The following is a 23,206-nucleotide window of genomic DNA, read 5'->3' as shown; positions in this document are numbered from 1 at the left end:
AATCTCTATAATCAAATATATAAAAATTTATTTTAATGTAACAAATTGCATTTGATAATGAAGCAATTAGATAATGAGGAAATGAGATGATTTTTAGCACTGCTGCCATTCTCTGACGGAGGAAAAATGACAAATTATCGTAACCTGAAACTTGAAACAAAACTATATCTCTAGTACATTGCTCAACTCTTCGTACGTATGAAAGAGAATTGCTCCTCCTTTTTCCATCTCTTCATTATTGTGTCCGTTCGCAAAACCGTATACTTTAAAACCACCACTAATTCCAGCCATTACACCGGCTTTGCTGTCTTCAACAACGATACAATCTTTTACATCAAAACCCATTTCTTTAGCAGCAAACAAAAATATTTTGGGTTCTGGTTTCCAGCTTTTTATTTGATAGGAACTGAAAATTTTACCTTCAAATTTATCCAGTAAACCTGCTACTTCAAGATTCAAACGGATTTTATCAACTGGGCCACTTGAAGCCACACAATATGGAATTTTTAGTTTATCTATAAATGCAACAACACCTTCCATTGGTTTGACTTGTGTTTTGAAAGCTTCAAAACTTCTTTCTCTATATTCTGTTTCAAAGGTATCCGGAAGTTCTTTGCCGATGGAATTCTCAACATGCAGGAAACATTCTTTTAAATTTCGTCCATTAAAGTTACTATAGGCATCTTCAATTTTCATTTCGAAACCATATTCGGCTGCCATTGAAAGCAGAATTTCATTACCTATTTTTTCAGTGTCTACCAGAACGCCATCACAATCGAAAATTATACACTTTACCATACTATTGATTTTCATTTAATTATCTCTACTCTTATACTGATTGAGCGATTATGTAAATTACAAAAAAAACTTTTATAAAGTGATCGCGATTTAAAGTGAAGTTGAAATTTTTGAAATGATCTGAACTATAAAATCGGCCTGGACAGGATTGATTTTTTTGAGGGCTTCTGCAGTTTGAAACCATTCGGCTTTATCAATTTCAGGGAAACTTTTCAGGCTTCCAGATTTAGGAGGCCATTCAATTTCGAATTCATTACTTTTTATCGAAGCTACATCAATATCAAATTCTACTGCCCACCCAAAAACTGTTTTTCCAGATTTAAGTTTAACCGATTCAAGAGCGATAAAATCACCATCTACTTCAAAACCGGTTTCTTCCTGAAACTCGCGTTTCGCCGCTTCAAGGGGATTTTCATCGTCTGTAAATTCACCTTTAGGGATAGACCAGCTTTCCAAATCTTTATTTTTCCAGAAAGGCCCACCGGGATGTACCAATAAAAAATAAATAGTGGAGTCAATAAACTTGTAGAGTAATATGCCGGCGCTTTGTTTCATATTTTTGATAATTATATCTAAAGATAAGATATTATTACTAACTATATTTCAAAATTAATATGGCATTAAACGAAATCGTATTGAAGATTTAAATTTGCTCTCCTTTGTTCTATTTTCAGGTTGCTGTACGTTTTTATACCCTTTATGTATTTCTATTTAAGATTTGATTTGTACTTTAGTCCTTCATTTATCTGACCTATAATCAGAAAATAAATCCTTTAAATTTTGAAAAAACATCTTTTATTAACCACACTTCTGGCAAGTAGTTTTGCCGTTCACTCTCAGAATAAAATCGTACGGGTAACCAATACGCTAAATATTGACAGAGAATTTGAAACAGTCGAAATCACAAAAAAAGCGCTTGGATTATCTTCCTTAGATAAACTTGAAAACTATGTGGTAAAAGAAGTTACTTCGCCAGCATTTTTAGAAACACAAACGGTAGACATTGACGGCGATGGCAATGCAGATGTGCTTCTATTTCAACCAAAAATTCAGGCTTCTTCACGTCAGGAATACGAAGTGTTTGCAGGTACAAATCCCTCAGCATCAAAAACAACAAGTTGTTATTCGAGATTTGTTCCTGAAAGAACAGACGATTATGCCTGGGAAAATAATAAAGTGGCTTTTAGAACGTATGGTCCTGCAGCCCAAAAAATGGTGGAAGATAAAATTCCCGGCGGAACTTTGACCAGCGGAATTGATGCCTGGCTAAAAAGAGTAGAATATCCCATTATTAATAAATGGTACGAAAAAACAGTTTCGGGAGCCGGATCTTATCATAAAGATACTGGTGAAGGTTTAGATAATTTTCAGGTTGGTGATAGTCGTGGAATTGGCGGAATTGCTGTAAACGTTGATGGCAAATATTATTTTTCGAAGAACTTTATCAGCTGGAAAACCATTACAACCGGACCAATCAGAACCAGTTTTATCTTAACCTATGCCGATTGGGATGCAAAGGGAAATAAAATAACCGAATCAAAACTGATTAGTCTGGACTATGGAAGTTATTTATCGCGTTTTGAAATTTCGATCAAAGGTGCCAAAACAATTGCTGCCGGATTAACCCTTCATGATAAAAAAGGAACTATAACTACAAACTTTAAGCAAAGCTGGATGAGTCATTGGGAACCCATTGATGATTCAGAAATTGGAACAGGATTAGTTGCCCCGGAAGATACTATAATTGGTTTTACCAACTATGTAACCAATGATAAAGACTTGAGTAATTTGTATGCAAACTTAAAGGTAGAAGATAACAAAGTAGTTTATTATGCTGGTTTTGGATGGAAAAAAGGAAGTCCGTTTCAGACTAAAGCAGAATGGGAAAAGTATTTGAGTTCCTTTGCTAAAAAGATTAATAATCCCCTTGAGGTTAAGGTGAAATAATTCTTTATTTCACGCAGATTTTGGCAGATTTGAGCAGATTAAAAATAGATTTTTATTTTTACTTCCTAATATCTTTTCATTAACAGTATCAAACCCTACAGGTTTTAAAAACCTGTAGGGTTTACTCGTATTATGGAGGTGTTACTCTGAAAAATGAAGAAAAAAAATCTGCATAAATCTGTAAAATCTGCGTGAAACCCTATTCCCTACTTGCTATTTCCTGGCCGGAAAGTAATTCTCCTTCAAAATAATCTCCAACGGAATATAATGTGAGCTTTCTACTTTTTCCTGTAAAACCAATTTTTTATACAAATGATTTACCGCCATATATCCCTGTTCTTCCGGTCTTTGGTTAATCAAAAAGTCAATTATTCCTTTATTTAGGTATTCTATATTATCTTTCAATAAATCGTAACCAATAATTCGGACACCTTTAATATTGTTTTGCTCTAAAAATCGCGCTACAATATATGCTCTGGAATTGGGTACAAAAACGCTGTTTATACCTGCAAACATTTCCAGAGATAACTGATCGATCCCGGAATCTTTGATGGTCACTTCTGAGAATTTGAAATTAGTGAGTTCGTTATGATCTTTAAAAAAAGAATAAAAACCATCAATGCGCTGCAAATAAACCGAGGTGCTTTCGATTTCCCGGGCAATCTTAAAAATGAGAACCTGTCTTTCGTTATTGACAGCAAAACTAATAAGTCTTCCTGCCAGATAACCGCTTTGAAAAGCATCTTGTCCCACATAGGCATGTTCTTCATCACTTGAAATATTCGAATCGATCATGACAACCGGAATATCCTTCTTTTCATATTCATTTAAAAAACGAACTGATTCTTCGTAAAAAATAGGGGCAAATAAAAGGCCCTCACATTCAAAATTCAGTACTTTATTGACAGCTTCCTTAAAAGAAGTGATATTAAAATCGTAGAAAAAAAATTCCAGCACAACACCAAATTTTCCGAACTCAACTGCCGCTTTTTCTATTCCTGTAATTTGGCTTTTCCAATATTCGATGCTTTCATATTTAGGTAAAAAAACCGCAAATCGGAATTTCTTATTTAGGGCCAGATTGCTCGCCAGAATATTTCGTTTATAGCCGTATTTTTCGATAATAGCGTTCACCTTATCTACATTTTCCTGCGCCACCTGACCACGTTTGTGGATTATCCTGTCAACAGTTCCGGGTGAAACATTGGCTAATTCCGCTATTTTTTTTATTGTTATGATATTCTTACTTTTTAAGTTAAAACTATTTTTAAACTGCGTGAAATTATTTTTTTTAGGTAAAGATAAGTTGTTTTACTTAACTTTTTATATACATTTGTAAAAGCCCGTGTGCGTACACGCAAAATTACACAATTTACACACAAAACAATAATTTGTTTGTATTTTAAAATAAATAGCTACACAAAAAATCAATCGAAAATTTAAAATTATGATTATAGATGTTTTAAGTAATACCGCAAAATATTGTGGTTTACATCCCAATTTCAAAAAAGCATTTGATTATTTAAGCCACAATGATTTGATTAATCTTGAAGATGGTACGTTTGAAATTGGAGAAGGATTAAAAGTAATTGTAATTTCAGGAGCAGGAACAACCAGAGAAGAAAGTATAAAAGGTTTTGAATGCCATGATCAAAACATCGACATTCAGATTTCGCTAAAAGGCCCTGAAACTTTTGCCTGGAAACCGAGAGAAAAATGTGTGAGTCCAAATGGCGAATACAGCGAGGAGAGGGATGTTCGCTTCTTCCATGATAAACCCGATATGTATTTTGAATTGCAGGAAGGACAATTTGCCATTTTATTCCCAACCGATGTTCATGCTGCCATGATTGGTGAAGGAACGTTGAAGAAAATTGTAATAAAGGTCAAGATTTAAATTTGGAATCTATTCTAAAAACTAAACTTGAAATGTAAGCCTACAGGTACTTAAAAAATATAAATAATAAAACTTAAAAATGAATTCAATATTTAATCTTGAAGGAAAAATTGCTCTGATTACTGGCGGTGCCGGCGTATTGGGAAGTAATTTTGCAAACGTATTGGCCAAACAAGGCGTAATTGTTGGAATTGTATCTCAATCGATCGAAAAAGCCAATAAAACGGTGGCTGCTATAGAAAGCAATGGCGGAAAAGCTTTTGCTATTCAGGCCAATGTTTTAAACAAAGAAGAACTGGAAAAAGCCAAAGATTTTATTGTAGAAAAGTATGGCCGTCTTGATATTTTGATCAATGCTGCCGGAGGAAATATGCCGGGAGCCACGATACAGCCTGATCAGGCTGTTTATGATATGAAAACAAATGACCTGCAACAAGTAGTCGATTTGAATATCATTGGAACTATGCTTCCAACACAGGTTTTCTCTGAACTTTTTGCAAAACAAAAAGAAGGGAATGTCATCAATATATCCTCAACATCGGCACAAAGACCTTTAACACGAGTGGTTGGTTATTCTGCTGCAAAAGCGGCGATTGACAATTTTACCAAATGGATGTCTGTTGAACTGGCTTCAAAATATGGAGAAGGAATTCGTGTCAATGCTATATCACCGGGTTTTTTTATTGGAGAACAAAACAGAGCTTTATTATTGACTCCGGAAGGCAACTTAACACCAAGAGGCGAAAAAATTATCGATCATACCCCTATGGGAAGATTTGGAAAACCGGATGATATTGACGGTGCGCTTTTATTCTTATGCAGCGACATGTCCAAATTTGTAACGGGAACCATAATAGTAGTAGACGGTGGATTTGCCGCTACAAGTATTTAAATCATCATTAAAATAAATCAAAAATGGAACAAACATTAAGATGGTTCGGACCAAATGATCCGGTTTCTTTAAAAGATATTAAGCAAACCGGTGCTACCGGAATTGTTACCGCATTACACCACCTTCCAAACGGACAAGTATGGGAAATTGAAGAAATCATTAAAAGAAAAGTTGAAATTGAACACGAAGACGGTGACCCTAAAAAAGGTGCTTCTGGTTTGAAATGGTCCGTTGTAGAAAGTATTCCGGTTCACGAAGACATCAAAAAACAAACAGGAAACTATCTTCAATACATTGAAAATTATAAAGAAAGCATTCGCAATCTGGCCTTGTGCGGAATAAAATGTGTTTGCTACAATTTCATGCCAGTTCTGGATTGGTCAAGAACGGATTTATCTTTTGAAGTAGAAGACGGATCAAAAGCTTTGCGTTTTGATATTAATGCTTTTGCGGCTTTTGAATTGTTTATTTTGAAAAGACCGGGAGCTGAAAAAGAATATTCAGCAGAACAAATTGAAAAAGCGACGAAGTATTTTGAGGCAATGACTGCTGCTGACAAAATCAAATTACAGCAAAACATTCTGGCTGGACTTCCCGGTGCTGAGGAAGCCTATTCCGTAGAAGATTTTCTGGTGACTTTGAGTGCTTATAATCATATTGACAGAGAAGCTTTAAAGAAAAACCTTTTCTTCTTTTTAAAGGAAATCATTCCGGTTGCCGAGAGTAAAGGAGTTCTCATGGCAATTCATCCTGATGATCCTCCCTACCCTATTTTAGGTTTACCAAGAGTGGTGAGTACAGAAGAAGATTTAATGGAATTGATGAATGCCGTTCCCTCTAAATCAAACGGTTTTACCATGTGTACAGGTTCTTACGGGGTACGAGCTGATAATGATTTACCGGGAATTGTAAAACGTCACGGCGATAAAATGAACTTTATTCATTTAAGAAGTACACAACGAGATGCAGAAGGCAGTTTTTACGAAGCCAATCATCTTGAAGGCGATGTTGATATGTACGAAGTTGTAAAAGCGATTATCGAGGTAGAAAAAAGAAATAACAGCCAATTGCCAATGCGACCGGATCACGGACACCAGATGCTGGATGATTTGAAGAAAAAGACAAATCCGGGTTACTCTGCCATTGGGCGTTTGAGAGGTCTAGCCGAATTACGAGGGCTTGAATTGGGGATTAAAAGATCAAACTAACACTGCGTCTATAGCTCTCGCAGAGTCGCAAAGAAAATAACTTAAAAAAAATTGCGTCTTTGCGACTTTGCCAGAGATAACTTCAAACCAAAATAACCACAAAACCATGAAGCCTCAAATCATTATTATTTGTTGCAGCCTTTTTGTAAATAGTATTTTAATGGCCCAGCAAACACCAAAAATACTGAACGATTCAAAAACCAATTATCTCCCTGATTTTAGTTATGCCGGTTATCATTTCGGCGAAAGCGAAATTCCCGAATCAACTGGAAGAGTCATTAATGCAACAGATTTTGGCGTAAAAGCAAATGATAATTTAGACGATTCAAAAGCTTTATTGAAAGCTATAAAAGCGGCAACTTCAACAGAAGGAAATGTAATTTTACAATTACCTGCAGGCCGAATTATACTAAGTGATATTTTATACATCGAAAGAAGTAATTTTGTGCTTCGCGGAGCCGGTTCCGGAGAAAACGGAACCGAGATTTATTGCCCGAGACCAATGATGTATCTTAAAGATCCCGAATCATTGGCAGAACTTCGTGAATATTTAACCACTTTTGATAAAAGACAGCGCGAAGCTGAAAATAATATCGATTTGCCTTTTTCGCAATATGCCTGGTCCGGCGGTTTTATCTGGACACAGGTTCCTGGCGAGCGTGTAAAATCGTATTTGGATAAATACGAACCGACTCCCAATGTTTTAGCGAAAGTGACTTCCGGAAATATGAGCGAGCATATCATTACGGTTTCTGATGTAAAAGGACTGAAAGTGGGCGCTATTGTCGAGCTTCAATTGTTCAATAAAGACGGAGAGAATGGTGAAATCATTGCCGATTTATACAAAGGAGCCAAAGTAAAACCAGGGTCACATCACTGGCAATTCCCAAAATTGCCAATCGTGAGACAACAAGTTGAAATCACTAAAATTTCAAACTCAAAAATCACCATCAAAACACCTTTGACCATTGCTGTAAAACCAAGTTATCAGGCGCAATTGGTAGAATGGAAACATCTAAACGAGGTGGGAATTGAGCATATCCGCTTTACTTTTCCTGATATTCCGCGAGTGGCACATCATGTTGAACCGGGAAATAATGCAATCTTTTTAACCCGTCTTTTTAATAGCTGGGTTAAAGATATTGTCATTACAAATTCAGACAGCGGAATTTTAGCCGAAGAAGATTCGAATGTTACGATTCAGGATATTGTGACTGATGGACCGCATATGGCACATTACACCGTAACTTTAGGTGGTGTACATAATATATTGGTGAAGAATCTAAAAATCTATAATAAAACAGTTCACCCGTTGAGCTTCAATACATTTGCTACAAAAAATGTATATCAGAATTGTGAAATATTTGCTGAACCATTATTAGATCAGCATTCGGGTGCGAATCACCAGAATTTATTTGACCATATTACGGTTCATATCAATGCGGATAAAAACAATAGTTATTTATTATTTGGCGGCGGCGGTGCCGATTACTGGAAACCTTCACACGGGCCTTTCAGTACTTTTTGGAATCTAAATGTTCAGGTTGAAAAGCCAGTTGATAGTGCAAAACCTCTTTTACTATACGGCATGAAAGATGGTCCATCTGCTAGAATTATTGGCTTAAACGGCAATGCTAAATTCGAAGTCAAATACGAACCTGACCCTTATATTGAATTTGTAAATACACCTCTGGATAAAATTCCTTCGTTGTATGATTATCAATTGCAAAAGCGCTTAAAAAAATAATCTTTATGGCTTTGCACCTTTAAAAAATCACCATGAAATACAAAATAGCTTTTCTGGTTTTACTATTTATTTCCGGGAGTGTATTCTCCCAAAATAAATATCGTCTCAAAAATATCTCTACAACTGACGGACTTTCGCAGAGTTCTGTCATTGCTATTCATCAGGATAAATTTGGGCAAATGTGGTTTGGTACGCGCGACGGCCTTAATAAATATGACGGCAGTAGGTTTACGATTTTCAGAAATGATATTTCGGATAAATCGTCTATCAGCAACAATGATATCTTGGCTATTGAAGAAGATAATTCGGGGAAGATTTGGGTTGGAACTTATAATGGACTGAATTGTTATGATCCGGTAAAAAATACTTTTACAAGATATCTGCACACTAAAACCAATCATACCATAAGCGGTAATGCGGTTTGGTCGATTAAAGAAATTGGCGATGAAATGTGGTTTGGAACTTCAAAAGGATTGACTATTTACAATAAAAAAACGGGACAATTTAACTCTACTTTTCATTCTGATACTGACAATACCACGCTTCCGAGCAATAATATTCTGAGTATTTTAAAAACCAAAAAAGGTCAAATCTGGATTGGTACAACAAAAGGTCTATGTGTTTTGATAAGTAGAAAAAATGGAAAGTTTTCTTTTAAAAATTATCCTTTAAATACAACAGATCTATTGACCGTTCAGGCACTTACTGAAGATCGTTACAACGACATCTGGATTGGCACAAAAAACAAAGGACTTTTAAAATTTAATCCAGCAACAAATCAATATATCTCATTTTTATCAGATGAAAAGTATCGTGAACTCAATACCGATATTCGTGCTTTGACTATTGACAAACAAGGTTCTTTATGGATTGGCGCTTATGACGGAATTTATATTTTAGGAGAAGATAAAAGCATTCAAAAAATAAACAACAGCAACAACAGTAACGGAATCGATAAGGTAAAATCGGTTTTCCTGGATCAAAAAGGATCGGTTTGGATTGGCTGTTATTATAAAGGCGTAAATATTTGGGATGTCTCGAATGTGAACTTTTCAAATTACAATCAGAATTCGAAAAAGATTCCGATGAGTTTTGATGTGGTGAGTTCTATAATTGCTGATAAAAATAAAAACATCTATTTTGGAACGGAAGGCGGCGGCATCACGATTTACAATCCAACAACCGAAACAACGCGTTACATCAACAGCAAAAGTGGGCAAACGACTAAAAACGACATCAAATCGATGTGCCTTGCTGAAGATCATATTTTGTGGATTGGAACTTTCTCTAAAGGAATTACGGCTTACAATACCATTTCAAAACAAATGGAAGACAGCAGAATTTCATCGGAACTAAATACTTTACTCAAAGAGACCGGCGTTTATTCCATCAAAACAGAAGGAAACGGAATCTTGTGGATTGGTACCTTTAGCAAAGGGTTGATTCGGTACAACACCCTTTCGAAAGCTTTTCAGGTTATTGGAAATGATAATACTAAAGCCAATTATTTGACCAATAATATCGTGCGAACGATTTTATTCGACAAGCAAAAAAGACTTTGGGTTGGAACTCAAAATGGGCTAAATCTTATTGGGCTTCAAAATTTTCAGCCTGGTAAATATGCTATAAAACATTTCTTTTTTGATGCTTCCGCTTTGGCTGGTGACGATATTTTGACATTGTTTCAGGATTCTCAAAATAAAATTTGGGTAGGAACAAAAGCAAAAGGATTGCATTATTTTGATGGAAAAAAATTCAACAGAATTAATCTTAAAATTGGAAGTACCGTTATTACATCCATCCATTCCATTTTGGAAGATGATGACAAAAACCTTTGGATCAGTACAAATCAGGGCATTATAAAATACAGTACGACCAGAAAAACGGTTGTAATTTACGATCAAAAAGACGGTTTGGCGAGTAATGAATTCAATGACAATTCAGCCTTAAAATTAGATGCCAATAAATTCTATTTCGGAAGCCCGTCCGGAGCGACTTATTTTGATGCCCGAAAAATTTCCTTAAACCAATATGTGCCTCAGGTTTTAATCACCGATTTGAAAATCAAAAATGAAACGATTACTCCTCAGGATTCAACTGAAATTCTGGAGAAAAGTATCAGTTATACCAAAACCATTACTTTGGATTATGACAAGGCCAATTTCTCGATCAATTTTGCTATTCCCAATTACATTCGGTCAAAAAATAACCAATACAGTTATCGAATGACCGGACTGGAAAACAACTGGACCGTAACCAAAAATACCGAAGCCATTTACGCCATTCAGAATCCCGGAACGTATGTTTTTGAAGTTCGTGGCGCCAATAATGATGGTGTGTGGAATAAAGTTCCCACTACCCTGACGGTAATTGTAAAACCCGCTCCTTGGCGCAGCATCTGGGCCTTTTTATTGTACGGAATTATAATTGGTTCAGCCCTATACGGTTTGATCTGGATAATAAAATCCAAAGCCAGATTGAAACAAAAACTCGAATTAGAGTATTTAGAAACCAAACGTATCGAAGAAAACAACAAGGCAAAACTGGATTTCTTCACGAATATTTCGCATGAATTCAGAACACCTTTAACTTTGATTTTAGGACCATTGCAACAGATCTTATCCAATTATAACGGCACCAATGAAATGTACAAAAAGTTATTGGTAATTGAAGGAAGCGCCAATCATCTTTTGAGTTTGATTAACCGTTTGATGGATTTCAGAAAACTTGAAAACGATCAGGTTAAACTGGAATCGGCTAATGGAAATATCGTCAAATTTACCAAAGAAATCTTTTTGTCTTTTATAGAATATGCCAAAGACGGCGGTTACGATTATACCTTTGAAACTTCTGAAGAAGAGATTCTGGTCTATTTTGATCGCTATAAACTCGAACGCGTTTTTTATAATTTGATTTCCAATGCCTTTCGCTACACACCAAAAGGCGGAAACATCAACATTAAAATCAATCACGATCACGAAAACCTTTTTATAGCTGTTGAGGACTCAGGAGCCGGAATTGCCGAGGAACATATTGACAAAATTTTCGATTTGTTTTTTGAAGTTCCGCTGCACAACAACGTTCAGAAAAACTATAATAAAGGAACCGGAATTGGTCTATCCATCGTAAAAAACATTGTCAAACTGCATAAAGGAAATATTGAGGTTACCAATAAAGACACTGGCGGTGTTGTTTTTGAAGTTACACTTCCGTTGGGTCGTGCCCATCTTTCAGACGATGAGATTATGGAGGATTTTAAAATCAGTGATGACATTGTGCAATATACTACACAACTCGAAACCGGAGAAATAACAGAACCCGAAGACATTGAAGATTTTGTTGTCAATTCTGAAAAACAAACTATTCTGATTGTAGAAGATCATAAGGTTTTACGAACCTTCATGAAAAATTTACTCAAAAAAGAATACAATATTATTGAGGCCGAAAATGGTAAAATTGCTTTTGAAAAAGCACTGCAATTTGTTCCGAATTTAATTATTAGTGATGTAATCATGCCAGAAATGGTAGGAACGGAACTTTGTTCCAAAATAAAAGAAAATCTAAAAACGAGTCATATTCCGGTCATATTACTGACTTCGAGATCTTCACTGGTTTATAAATTCGAGGGACTCGAAAGCGGTGCCGATGATTATATCAGCAAACCATTTAATTTGATGGAATTTAAACTTCGTGTTAAGAATCTTTTGAATTCAAATGAAAGACTGAAAAACAAATTCACCAGCGAAGACAGTTTCGTTCCATCAGAAATTACGGTTTCTTCTCTGGATGAAGAATTATTGAAAAAGGCGTTCAAAATTGTGGAAGAAAACATTTCTAACGAACAATTCGACATTCCGTTTTTCTGTTCCGAATTAGGCGTTAGCAGAACCATGTTATTCTTAAAAGTAAAAGCGTGGACCAATTATACGCCAAACGAATTTATTCATGAAATAAGACTAAAACGTGCTGCTCAATTATTGGAACAAAACAAATTGAATGTTTCTGAAGTGAGTTATAAAGTGGGTTTTAATAATCCAAAATACTTCAGTAAATGTTTCCAGAAGAAGTACGGAGAAACGCCATCGCAATTTGCTGACAAATTTTCTAAGTCCGTCAGTGTGTTTTAGAAAATCCTCATATTTAAAGGCTTTAAAAAAGGGTATCTGTATTTTTAGATACCCTTTTTTGTATTTCTATATCATTCTGCCCTGATATATTTGTGATATGAAAATCAAAAAAACAAAATTCTTACTGCTGCAAATTCTCTTCATGCTGCTTATAATCGGAATGAGTTTATTGCTTTTTTATTTTATCTAACATTAACCTTAAAACCAAAAAATGAATGTTTACAAACCACAAAATTAAATCGCTTAAATGGTGTTTTCTGGTACTCTTTTTACTAGGAAATATTGTTGTGAATGCACAGGAAAGAAAAGTCACCGGAAAAGTTACTTCCAGCGAAGACTTACTTGGGCTTCCTGGTGCTAATGTCTATATCAAAGGATCTTCTGTTGGCGCAACTGCCGACATGGATGGAAACTATACTGTAATAGTTGCAGAAAAAAATGCTGTCTTAGTTTTCAACTATGTAGGATATCAAACTATCGAAGTTCCGATAGGGAATAAAACAGTAGTCAATGTAAGTTTAAAATCAGATACTAAAAATCTGGATGAGGTTATCGTTGTAGGTTATGGTACCCGTAAAAAAAGCGACATTACAGGATCAGTTTCATCGGTAACGGCAAAAGAGTTAACCGCTTATCCATTACTCAATGCAGAAATGGCTTTACAAGGCCGCGCTGCAGGGGTTTCGGTACAATCGAATAATGGTGGCGAGCCAGGCGCTCCGGTAAAAATCAGGGTTCGTGGCGGAACATCAATCAATGCAAGTGGAGACGCTCTTATTGTAGTTGATGGTTTTGCAGGCGCTTCGATGCCGGCACCTCAGGATATTGCTTCTATTGAGATTTTAAAAGATGCATCGGCTACGGCTATTTACGGATCAAGAGGTTCAAACGGAGTTATTATGGTTACCACTAAAAAGGGAAAGCCAGGAGCCCCGGTAATTGAATTCAGTAATTCAACTTCTACGCAATCGGTAAACAATCAATTGGATTTATTAAACGGAGATCAATTTGTCGCTTATAGAAAAAGTTTTACCACCCACACTTCAGGCGGTGCAAACACAGACTGGCAGGATGTTATTTATCGTGACGGAATGATTTCGAATTCGCAGTTATCATTTTCAGGCGGTTCAGAGAAAATCAGATACTATGTTTCGGGAAATTATTACAACCAAAACGGAGTTGTAATTAATTCAGGAATTGATAAATACACGATTGTAAGTAATCTTGAAGCTGATTTGAGTGACAAGTTTAAGGTAGGATTGAATTTATTTACCAGCAAGCAAAACAAAGACGGAATTATCAGCCAGACGGGAGCCGGAGGAACTGGTGCTGCTGGTGTAATTGCTTCAGCGTATCGATTTATGCCAGATAAAGGTATTTATAATGAAGATGGTACTTATACCACTACAGCTCCAATTGGCGACGATATTGACAATCCATACGCCACTGCAATGGAAAACATTCTGGAAGTAATCAACATTACCAACAGAAGCAATTTCTTTGCTTCGTATCAGATTTTTAAAGATTTAAACTTCAAAACTACTTTAGGTTTAACAGAATCTAACTCTCAAACCGGAAGATATATTCCGTCTACTTTAATTGCAGGAAAAAATATCAAGGGAGAAGCTTCTGTAAACAACACAAGATTTTCTTCTTTCTTAACAGAGAATTATTTGACGTACAAAAAAGAAATTATCGACAAAGGAATCTTAACGGTTCTTGGTGGTTACTCTTATCAAAAAAACACCAACGAAAATTCGTATGCCGCTTCGAGAGGATTTCTTACCAATACCAATTCTTATCACAATTTAGGTGCCGGAACTGTTTTCTTAAAACCAGATTCAGGTTTGTCTGAAACCGAATTGATTTCTGCTTTCGGAAGGCTGAATTTTGATTACGATGACAAATACTTATTCACCTTTACAGCGCGCCGTGACGGTTCATCCAGTTTCAGTAAAAATTACAAATACGGAACTTTCCCTTCCGGAGCCGTGGGTTGGAATATTGCTAAAGAGAATTTCTTAAAAGACAATAAAACCGTTTCAAATCTTAAATTGAGAGCGAGTTACGGAGCAACAGGAAATCCATCGATTGGCGCCTACTCTACTTTATCAAGATTCTCAGAAATTTATGATGTGAGTGGTGACGTAATTGTAAATGCAGTTCAGTTGACTTCTTTGGATAATCCAAACCTAAAATGGGAAACATCGTACCAACAGGACTACGGAATTGATTTAGGTTTATTTGATAACAGAATCAGTCTAACGGCAGATTATTACAAAACCATTACCAAAGATTTGTTGTTCAACAGACCGTTACCTGGAATTTCAGGAATTGGATCTCAGCTTCAAAATGTTGGAGAATTAGAAAACAAAGGCTGGGAATTAGGTATCAATACTAAAAACTTTATTGGTGCTGATTTTACCTGGTCTACGAACTTTAATATCTCTTCCAACAAAAACAAAGTATTAAAATTAGCCGATAACAAAGACTTGTTAATCAACTCTGCTCCGGGACATTTCCTGGCAACAGAATCTCAGATTCTAAGAGTTGGTGAGCCTGTTGGTTCTTTCTACGGATTTATTTATGATGGCGTAATCCAGCAAGGAGAAACAGTGCTTCCGGGGAATTTTGAAACGGCTCCGGGTGGAGAAAAATTCAGAGATGTAAATGGTGATGGAAAACTGGATTCAAGTGATAAGACCATTATCGGGAATCCAAACCCGGATTTCATTTTCGGATTGAATAATGATTTCACTTATAAAAATCTGGATTTGAACATCTTCTTTCAGGGTTCAGAAGGAAACCAAATTCTAAATTATACTTTAATGGAATTGGCTTCAGGAAACAACAATGCAACTACAGAAGTTCTGGATGCCTGGACACCAACAAATACTGATACTAATGTTCCTGCCAATGCAGCAAGAACAAAAAGAATCACTTCAAGATTTGTGTATGATGCAAGTTACATCCGTTTGAAAAACGTTTCTATCGGATATAGCTTAGACGATAAAGTAGTATCAAAAATCGGATTGAGTAAAGTTCGTTTTTATGTGAGTGCGCAAAACCTCTGGACCATTACAGATTATCCGGGTTCAGACCCTGAGGTAAATTACTTAAACGACACCAACGCCAGAAGTAATACCAATTTAGGATTGGATTATGGAAGTTATCCAAACGTGAAAACCTTCACTTTCGGTTTCAATTTAAAATTTTAATAGAATCATATTATGAAAAAATATATAGCTTTATTTTTCTTGGGAATATTCGCTTTTGGATGCTCAGATCTTGAAGAACATCCAGTTGGAATCATTCGTCCAGATAACTTTTTCAACAATACAGATGACCTACAAGCCGCTGTAAACGGAGCCTTTGCCAACATTGCACACAATAATTACTGGGGAAGAGAATTTACCATCGCTTTGATGTTGCGTGATGACATGGCCGATATTGGCGACAGAACAACGCAGGCTGCCCGTATTGATGTCAATGATATGAAAATGAATGATACCAACGCACTTGTTGCCAACTTTTGGCCACAATCGTATATCATTGTAACAGCAGCCAATCAAGCCATTGAAGGTGCTAAAAAGACTCCGGGAGATCCGGCAAAAGTAAACGCGATCGTAGCTCAGGCCTATTTTGCAAGAGCTTTTGCTTACTACCATTTAGTTCGAATTTTTGGTGACATTCCTTACGTTGATTTTGTGGTGAATGATGTTTCTCAGGTAAATACATTGGGTAAAACCAAAGAAGCTGAGGTATATGCTAAAATCATAGCCGATCTTGAATTTGCAAAACAATGGCTAGATGACAAACCAAAAGTAAAAGCGGTTCCGGGAAAAGGTACGGCAGCGGGTTATTTGGCATCTGTTTATTTAACTTTAGGAAACTATCAAAAAGCGTATGACGAAGCTAAATTTGTAATTAACAATGAAGCTAAATTCGGTTTAGGTTTAGATGCTGATTTTCAGGATTTGTTCAACGCTACAAAAGCAGCTTCGTTAAAAGAGCCTTTGTTTACAATTGATTTTAATAACTTAACATCAGGAAATTACGGTCAGGATTATACAGCCTTTTTTACGGGTTCATTAAAAGATGACAGCTATAGCTACGGACAAGGATTTTCAGTTGCCGTTCCGTCTTTAAAAGTATTTAACGACTGGGACCAAAGAGATTACAGAAGAGCAGTAAGTTTTGATACCATCATCAGAAAGAAAACAGGACCAGGTGGTTCCTTGGAGATTTATCCATCAAGCGATAATGAAAAAGCACCTCGTCCGCATATTGCCAAATATTATCGTTTTCCTGGAAAAGCAGGTGCCAACGGAAGAACGTCACAGCACAATTATATCACGATGCGATATGCTGAAATATTATTAACTGCTGCTGAAGCGCTAAACGAAATTACACCAGGAACGGCAGAAGCAGATAATTATGTAAACCGAGTGCGTGCAAGAGCGCGAAATAAAGCGGGCAGACAAGTTTCATTTCCTGCCGACGTAACTCCGGGACTTTCTAAAGTTAATTTCAAAAAAATGGTTATCAATGAAAGAAGATTAGAACTGGCTTTTGAATACATCAGATGGTACGATATTAAGAGGCTGAAAAATGGGCCTGAAGTTTTTGGCCCGAATGGTTTTGAACCACATGCTAATTTTGATCCAAACAAAGATTATTTATTCCCTTTACCAGGAACCGAATTAGCCATCAATCCAAACTTAAAACCAAATAATCCTGGTTATTAAAACATTAGATTAATTAGTAAGTATGAATAAAGTTAGTTCATTTTCTTTAATTCTTGGGTTTGCACTGCTGGTGACAGCGTGCAAATCCGGAATTAATTCTCAGACAAAAGTTACTGCAACTCCCGGAAATCTTCTGGAGAAAAGATATAAAATGCTGCTCGATTATCCGGTTGACTCGATGTCGATGCCACGCAGCATGACCATCAAAACCAATACAATTAAAAAAGTGCCATCAAGAGACTGGACAAGCGGTTTCTTTGCCGGAAACTTATGGCAATTATACCGATTGACAAGCAATGAAGCCTATAAAAATCAGGCAGAAAAATGGACGCCTTTTAGCAAAAAAGAAAGCGTAAATAGTAATTCGCACGACGTTGGATTCAAAGTGTTTTGCAGTTTTGGAGAAGCTTTAAAAGTGGAAAACAAGCAAGAATACAAAGACGTTATAATTAAAGGTGCCGAAACATTATGCACTCGTTTTAATGCCAAAGTAGGCGCTATCAGATCCTGGGATTTCAATAAAGAGATCTGGGATTATCCGGTGATCATTGACAATATGATGAATTTGGAACTGCTTTTTGAAGCCTCGAAATTATCAGGAAATAAAAAATATCAGGAGATTGCGATCCAGCACGCCAATACCACTTTAAAAAATCAGTTTAGAGCTGACAATAGTTGTTACCATGTTATTGATTATAATCCAACTTCAGGAGCGGTTAGAAAGAAAACAACGCTTCAGGGTTATAACGATGACTCCGTTTGGGCACGCGGTCAAGGCTGGGCCGTTTACGGATTCACCATGTCATATCGCTATACCAAAGATCCTGCTTATCTAAAACAAGCCGAAGCCACTGCCAAATTTTTCATGAATGATAAAAATTTACCGGAAGACGGAATTCCGTATTGGGATTTTAAAGATCCTGCTATTCCCAATTCGGCTCGGGATGTTTCTGCTGCAAGCGTTATGGCTTCTGCTTTATATGAATTGTACGGCTATACTAAGAATAAGAGTTATTTGGCTTTCGCCGATAAAATAATGACTTCCTTAAATTCAGATAAATACATTTTAAGTGATGCTGTAAAAGCGCCTTTTATTCTGGATCACAGCACCGGAAACTGGCCAAAACACGACGAAATTGATGAACCAATAATCTATGCCGATTATTATTTTCTTGAAGCATTGTTGAGAAAAAGTAATAAATAAGTTGCAAAGGGACAAAGGTGCAAAGAAACAAAGGTTTTGCCTTTGAACCTATAAGCCTTTGACCATTTCAACCTTAAAAATAAAGCTTTATAATTTATGAAGAACCCTCCATATCACCATAACACATTTTTTACTTTTGCACTTTTTGTTTTTTTTCAAATTTGTCTGAGCAGCAGTTTTGCTCAGACAAAAATGAATATTAATGACAATTGGCTGTATTTAGAAAATCATACTCCTTCCCTTTCCGAGGCTCAAAAAGCTTCAAACTGGAATACGATCAATTTACCACACAGCTGGAATGCCGAAGACGCAACCGACTTAAACCCCGGGTACAGACGAGATGCAAGCTGGTATCAAAAGAAACTGAATATTTCTCAAATAGATAAAAACCGACGTTATTCTTTATATTTTGAAGGTTCGAATGTCACTACAAAAGTATATGTAAACGGTAAAGAAGCCGGCGGACATATTGGTGGCTATATTGGTTTTACTATTGATATTAGCAATTTAATCAAAGAAGGAAACAACGATATTTTTGTACGCGTGGATAATAGTTATGACATCGAAATAATTCCGTCTCAAAAGAGCGATTTCTTTATTTATGGCGGAATTACAAGAGATGTCTGGCTGTTATCTCAATACAAAAATCATATCGATAATCTAAAAATTACCACTCCTGAGGTTTCTGCTAAAAAGGCTTCGGTACAAATTCTGACTTCTATTGTAAATGCTGATAATTCGGCTTTATCGTTAACCGTGATTCTTAAAAATCCGAAAGGGAAAAAAGTAGCAAGCAAAACAATTTCGGTTTCAGATAAAATATCGAATATCACTTTCGAAAACATTAAAAATCCGGAGCTGTGGGATACTGACAATCCCAACTTATATTCCGTTACCGCTATTTTATCCGGAAAAAATCAAATCAAAGACAGCGTAAACGAAAAAGTAGGTTTCAGATGGTTTGAATTTAAAGATCATGGTCCGTTTTATTTAAATGGAAAAAGATTGTTGATTCGTGGTACCCATCGTCATGAAGAACAAGCCGGTGTGGGCGCGGCAATGAGCAACGAACAACATTGGGCCGATATGAAATCCATAAAAAGTATGGGGGCTAATTTTGTTCGTCTGGCACATTACCCGCAAGACCCTGAAGTGTATAAAGCTTGTGATGAATTGGGACTTTTAGTCTGGGATGAATTACCCTGGTGTCGTGGCGGTATTGGCGGCGAACTTTGGCAGACGAACACCAAAACTATGCTGACCGAAATCATCAGTCAAAACTACAATCATCCAAGTATCATCATCTGGTCTTTGGGGAATGAAATGAACTGGCTTCCTGACTTTCCTGACGGAGATAATACAGAAAAGACAAATGTCTTTTTAACCGAATTAAACAATCTCGCACATAAACTTGATCCTACAAGAAAAACAGCAATTAGAAAATATTATGAAGGTTCACAAATTGTTGATGTCTTCTCTCCTTCTATCTGGTCTGGCTGGTATTCCGGAAGTTATAAAAGCTACCAAAAAGCAATTGATGTTTATAAAAAAGAATACAAACATTTTATCCACGCCGAATATGGCGGAGACAGTCATGTTGGCCGCCACAGCGAAAAACCGGTTACGGGCGAAAATGTTATAAAAGCCGAGGGCTGGGAAGAAGCAATCGTGCAAACCAAAGTAGCGAATATTGCACAAATTGGCGACTGGAGTGAGAATTATATCGTTGATTTATTTGACTGGCATTTGCATATATCCGAGAATGATCCAACGTTCGTGGGTAATGTACAATGGGCATTTAAGGATTTTGCAACGCCACTCAGACCTGAAGATGATATTCCGTACATGAACCAAAAAGGCTTGGTAGACCGAAACGGAGTTCCGAAAGACGCCTATTATGTTTTTAAAAGCTACTGGAGCAAAGAGCCGTTTACTTATATTGAATCACATACCTGGACCGAGCGTCAGGGGCCTGAAAATACACCAAGAACACTGAGCGTTTTCAGCAATTGCGAGAAAGTGACTCTGTATCAAGATGGTAAGTCACTGGGAGAAAAATTAAGAAATCTTTCGCTATATCCTGCAAATGGTTTAACTTGGGATGTTAATTTTAAAAAAGGAGCTAATATTCTGGTTGCCATTGGAAAAAATAAAGAAGGGAAAACCGTTTCAGATACTTTAAAAGTAAACTATCGTTTCAACAAAAATGACACGGCAACTTCGTTACAATTGTCTTCCCAAAAATTAAAAAATGGCAATTATTTAGTAACGGCAACAGCAATTGACAATAACAATTTGCGTTGTCTGGATTACGAAGAAAGTGTTTATTTTCAATGTTTGAAAGGTGGTCGAACAATGAAAAACCAAGGAACTCCGACGGGAAGTGAATCTATTAAAATGGCAAACGGAAAAGCATCTATTGAAGTTGTACCGGATGGCTCGGGTTTACCAATTGAAATGACAGCTTTGAACCAGAGTTTTAAAGGAGAATATTTAAAGATACCTGTCAATTAAAAAGAATGCTACAAAGGCACGAAGGCACTAAGTTTTTTTTATGGCCACTCATTAATAAGGATTGAAATGATTTTTTTACCCAGATTCTGCAGATTTAACCAGATTTGAACAGATTTGAACAGATTTAATTTTAAAAATTAGTTTAATAAATCATCTGCAAGTAGCTGCTAAAATCTTTTTAAATCTGCTTGAAATAAAACTTAGCGCCTTCACGACTTCGCGAGAGCTATAAACAAAGCTTTTGATAAATAGCTTTGATAGTAAAATAAATACAAAACTTTACCAATGAAAAAACTATTAACCGTATTACTCCTAACCCTTTCCGTTTTCGGGCAGGCACAAAATCAAAACCTGATCTCCAACGTCCCTAACCGAAATACAACTTCATTAAACGGCGTTTGGAATTATATTGTTGACCCTTATGAAACGGGTTATTACAGTTTTCATCACGATGAATACGACAAGCAGGCAAAGGCATCCAATGCAGCTTATTTCAATAATTATCATGCAGTTAACAAACAGGAACTGGTGGAATATGATTTTGATAAATCTCCTAAAATCAATATTCCGGGAGATTGGACTTCGCAGGTTCCGGAACTTAAATATTACGAGGGAAATGTCTGGTTCAAAAAATCTTTCGATTATAATTTGAAAGCTGGAAAACGTCTTTTTGTTTATCTGGGAGCGATCAATTATAAAGCAGATGTTTATTTAAATGGGAAGAAACTGGGAACTCACGTTGGTGGATTTACCCCATTTAATTACGAGGTAACTTCGATTGTAAAAGCAAAAGACAATTATCTGGTTATTAAAGTTGATAATACGCGCCATAAAGAAGATGTGCCGACAATTAATACAGATTGGTGGAATTACGGCGGAATCACACGTGATGTGACCTTAATTGAAGAAGAAGCTTCTTTTGTAGAAGATTACAACATTCAGCTTAAAAAAAATAATGCAGCTTTGCTTTCTGGTTTTGTAAAAATCAGTAATCCTGATACAGTAAAAAATACTGTAACCATCACAATTCCGGAATTAAAAATTAACTATAAAGGAAAAGTGGGTGCTGACGGTCTTTTAAACTTTGAAATTCCGGCCAAAAAAATCTCGTATTGGTCACCTGAAAATCCGAAATTATATGATGTGACTATTGATTATAACGGTCAAAAATTAAAAGACAATATTGGTTTTAGAACCATTGAAACCAAAGAAGATAAAATTCTATTGAACGGAAAGCCCATTTTTTTACGTGGTATTTCAATTCATGAAGAAAATGCAAAAGGCGGACGCGCGAATTCTGAAGAAGATGCTTTACGATTATTAAACTGGGCCAAAGAACTGGGTTGTAATTATGTTCGTCTGGCACATTATCCGCATAACGAAAACATTATCAGAACCGCTGATAAAATGGGATTAATGGTTTGGGAAGAAATTCCGGTTTACTGGACTGTTGAATTTACCAGAGAAGCTACTTATCAAAATGCAGAAGATCAGCTGACAGCTGCAGTTACCAGAGATAAAAACAGAGCTTGTATTATCATCTGGTCAATGGCCAATGAAACGCCGATCTCTGATGCACGAAATGCATTTATCAAAAAATTAGTGGACCATACCAAATCTTTAGACAACACCAGACTAATCAGTGCGGCTTTATTGACACAAAGTGATAGTGCAGGATTTGGCACTATTAATGATGCTATAGGCGATTATTTGGATATTATTTCATTCAATCAATATTTAGGCTGGTATGGCGGAAAACTGGAAGATGCTGAAAAGATATTCTGGAAAACCAAATACAATAAACCTGTTATTGTTTCTGAATTTGGAGGAGATGCCAAACAAGGCTTACACGGAGAAAAAAATGAGCGCTGGACGGAAGAATATCAGGAATACTTATATATTCAGAACCTGAAAATGATTGAAAAAATACCTCATCTAAGCGGTTTGAGTCCGTGGATTTTGGTTGATTTCAGATCGCCAAGAAGACTGCTTCCGGGCATTCAGGACGAATACAACAGGAAAGGTTTGATTTCAAATGATGGTAACAAAAAGAAAGCTTTTTACATCATGCAAAATTGGTACGCAAAAAAGGAAAAAGAGCAAAACCAAAATTAAGAAGCATTA

The 23,206-nt window shown here is 36.2% G+C and carries 14 protein-coding genes; 11 read left to right on the top strand and 3 right to left on the bottom strand.

What is annotated here, in order from left to right:
• Window positions 1–162: 162 nt before the first annotated feature.
• Both Q7C23_RS08770 and Q7C23_RS08765 read right to left on the bottom strand, forming a co-directional pair.
• Window positions 163–798 (bottom strand): HAD family hydrolase, encoded by a 636-nt coding sequence (locus Q7C23_RS08770; protein WP_375032157.1) that lies wholly within the window; start codon window positions 796–798, stop codon window positions 163–165.
• Between the two features lie 90 nt (window positions 799–888).
• Window positions 889–1,353: an NUDIX domain-containing protein gene (locus Q7C23_RS08765; RefSeq protein WP_375032156.1), complete on the bottom strand. Its 465-nt coding sequence runs from the start codon at window positions 1,351–1,353 to the stop codon at window positions 889–891.
• 225 nt (window positions 1,354–1,578) lie between these two features.
• Between Q7C23_RS08765 and Q7C23_RS08760 the strand changes: the two genes are divergently transcribed.
• Window positions 1,579–2,745 carry a DUF4861 family protein gene (locus Q7C23_RS08760; RefSeq protein ID WP_375032155.1) on the top strand — a complete coding sequence of 389 codons (1,167 nt, stop codon included), beginning with the start codon at window positions 1,579–1,581 and terminating at the stop codon, window positions 2,743–2,745.
• 213 nt (window positions 2,746–2,958) lie between these two features.
• Here Q7C23_RS08760 and Q7C23_RS08755 read toward each other — a convergent pair whose 3' ends face one another.
• Complete coding sequence (locus tag Q7C23_RS08755) at window positions 2,959–3,966, bottom strand: LacI family DNA-binding transcriptional regulator (RefSeq protein ID WP_375032351.1); 1,008 nt, start codon at window positions 3,964–3,966, stop codon at window positions 2,959–2,961.
• Window positions 3,967–4,192: 226 nt separating this feature from the next.
• Here Q7C23_RS08755 and Q7C23_RS08750 point away from each other — a divergent pair, with 226 nt between their 5' ends.
• From Q7C23_RS08750 to Q7C23_RS08705, 10 genes are all read left to right on the top strand, one after another.
• Window positions 4,193–4,642 (top strand): YhcH/YjgK/YiaL family protein, encoded by a 450-nt coding sequence (locus tag Q7C23_RS08750; RefSeq protein ID WP_375032154.1) that lies wholly within the window; start codon window positions 4,193–4,195, stop codon window positions 4,640–4,642.
• A 79-nt stretch (window positions 4,643–4,721) separates the two neighbouring features.
• Window positions 4,722–5,534 carry an SDR family oxidoreductase gene (locus Q7C23_RS08745; protein WP_375032153.1) on the top strand — a complete coding sequence of 271 codons (813 nt, stop codon included), beginning with the start codon at window positions 4,722–4,724 and terminating at the stop codon, window positions 5,532–5,534.
• A gap of 23 nt (window positions 5,535–5,557) precedes the next feature.
• Window positions 5,558–6,742, top strand: a complete 1,185-nt coding sequence (uxuA, locus tag Q7C23_RS08740) for a mannonate dehydratase (protein ID WP_375032152.1) — start codon at window positions 5,558–5,560, stop codon at window positions 6,740–6,742.
• 106 nt (window positions 6,743–6,848) lie between these two features.
• Window positions 6,849–8,489, top strand: a complete 1,641-nt coding sequence (locus Q7C23_RS08735; protein WP_375032151.1) for a hypothetical protein — start codon at window positions 6,849–6,851, stop codon at window positions 8,487–8,489.
• A 32-nt stretch (window positions 8,490–8,521) separates the two neighbouring features.
• Window positions 8,522–12,616 carry a two-component regulator propeller domain-containing protein gene (locus Q7C23_RS08730; protein WP_375032150.1) on the top strand — a complete coding sequence of 1,365 codons (4,095 nt, stop codon included), beginning with the start codon at window positions 8,522–8,524 and terminating at the stop codon, window positions 12,614–12,616.
• A gap of 215 nt (window positions 12,617–12,831) precedes the next feature.
• On the top strand, window positions 12,832–15,834 hold the full coding sequence (locus Q7C23_RS08725) for a SusC/RagA family TonB-linked outer membrane protein (protein ID WP_375032149.1): 3,003 nt from the start codon (window positions 12,832–12,834) through the stop codon (window positions 15,832–15,834).
• Between the two features lie 12 nt (window positions 15,835–15,846).
• Window positions 15,847–17,364, top strand: a complete 1,518-nt coding sequence (locus tag Q7C23_RS08720; protein ID WP_375032148.1) for a RagB/SusD family nutrient uptake outer membrane protein — start codon at window positions 15,847–15,849, stop codon at window positions 17,362–17,364.
• A gap of 22 nt (window positions 17,365–17,386) precedes the next feature.
• Window positions 17,387–18,568: a glycoside hydrolase family 88 protein gene (locus tag Q7C23_RS08715; protein ID WP_375032147.1), complete on the top strand. Its 1,182-nt coding sequence runs from the start codon at window positions 17,387–17,389 to the stop codon at window positions 18,566–18,568.
• Window positions 18,569–18,664: 96 nt separating this feature from the next.
• On the top strand, window positions 18,665–21,082 hold the full coding sequence (locus tag Q7C23_RS08710) for a glycoside hydrolase family 2 TIM barrel-domain containing protein (RefSeq protein WP_375032146.1): 2,418 nt from the start codon (window positions 18,665–18,667) through the stop codon (window positions 21,080–21,082).
• A gap of 285 nt (window positions 21,083–21,367) precedes the next feature.
• A complete protein-coding gene (locus Q7C23_RS08705) occupies window positions 21,368–23,197 on the top strand; it encodes a glycoside hydrolase family 2 protein (protein WP_375032145.1) in 1,830 nt (609 codons plus the stop codon).
• Window positions 23,198–23,206: the final 9 nt, after the last annotated feature.

Origin of the sequence: Flavobacterium sp. LAR06, assembly GCF_041946075.1 — a bacterium.
Lineage (GTDB): Bacteria > Bacteroidota > Bacteroidia > Flavobacteriales > Flavobacteriaceae > Flavobacterium.
The sequence above is the reverse complement of the archived record's forward strand: the minus strand, read 5'-3'. Positions and strand labels throughout refer to the sequence as shown.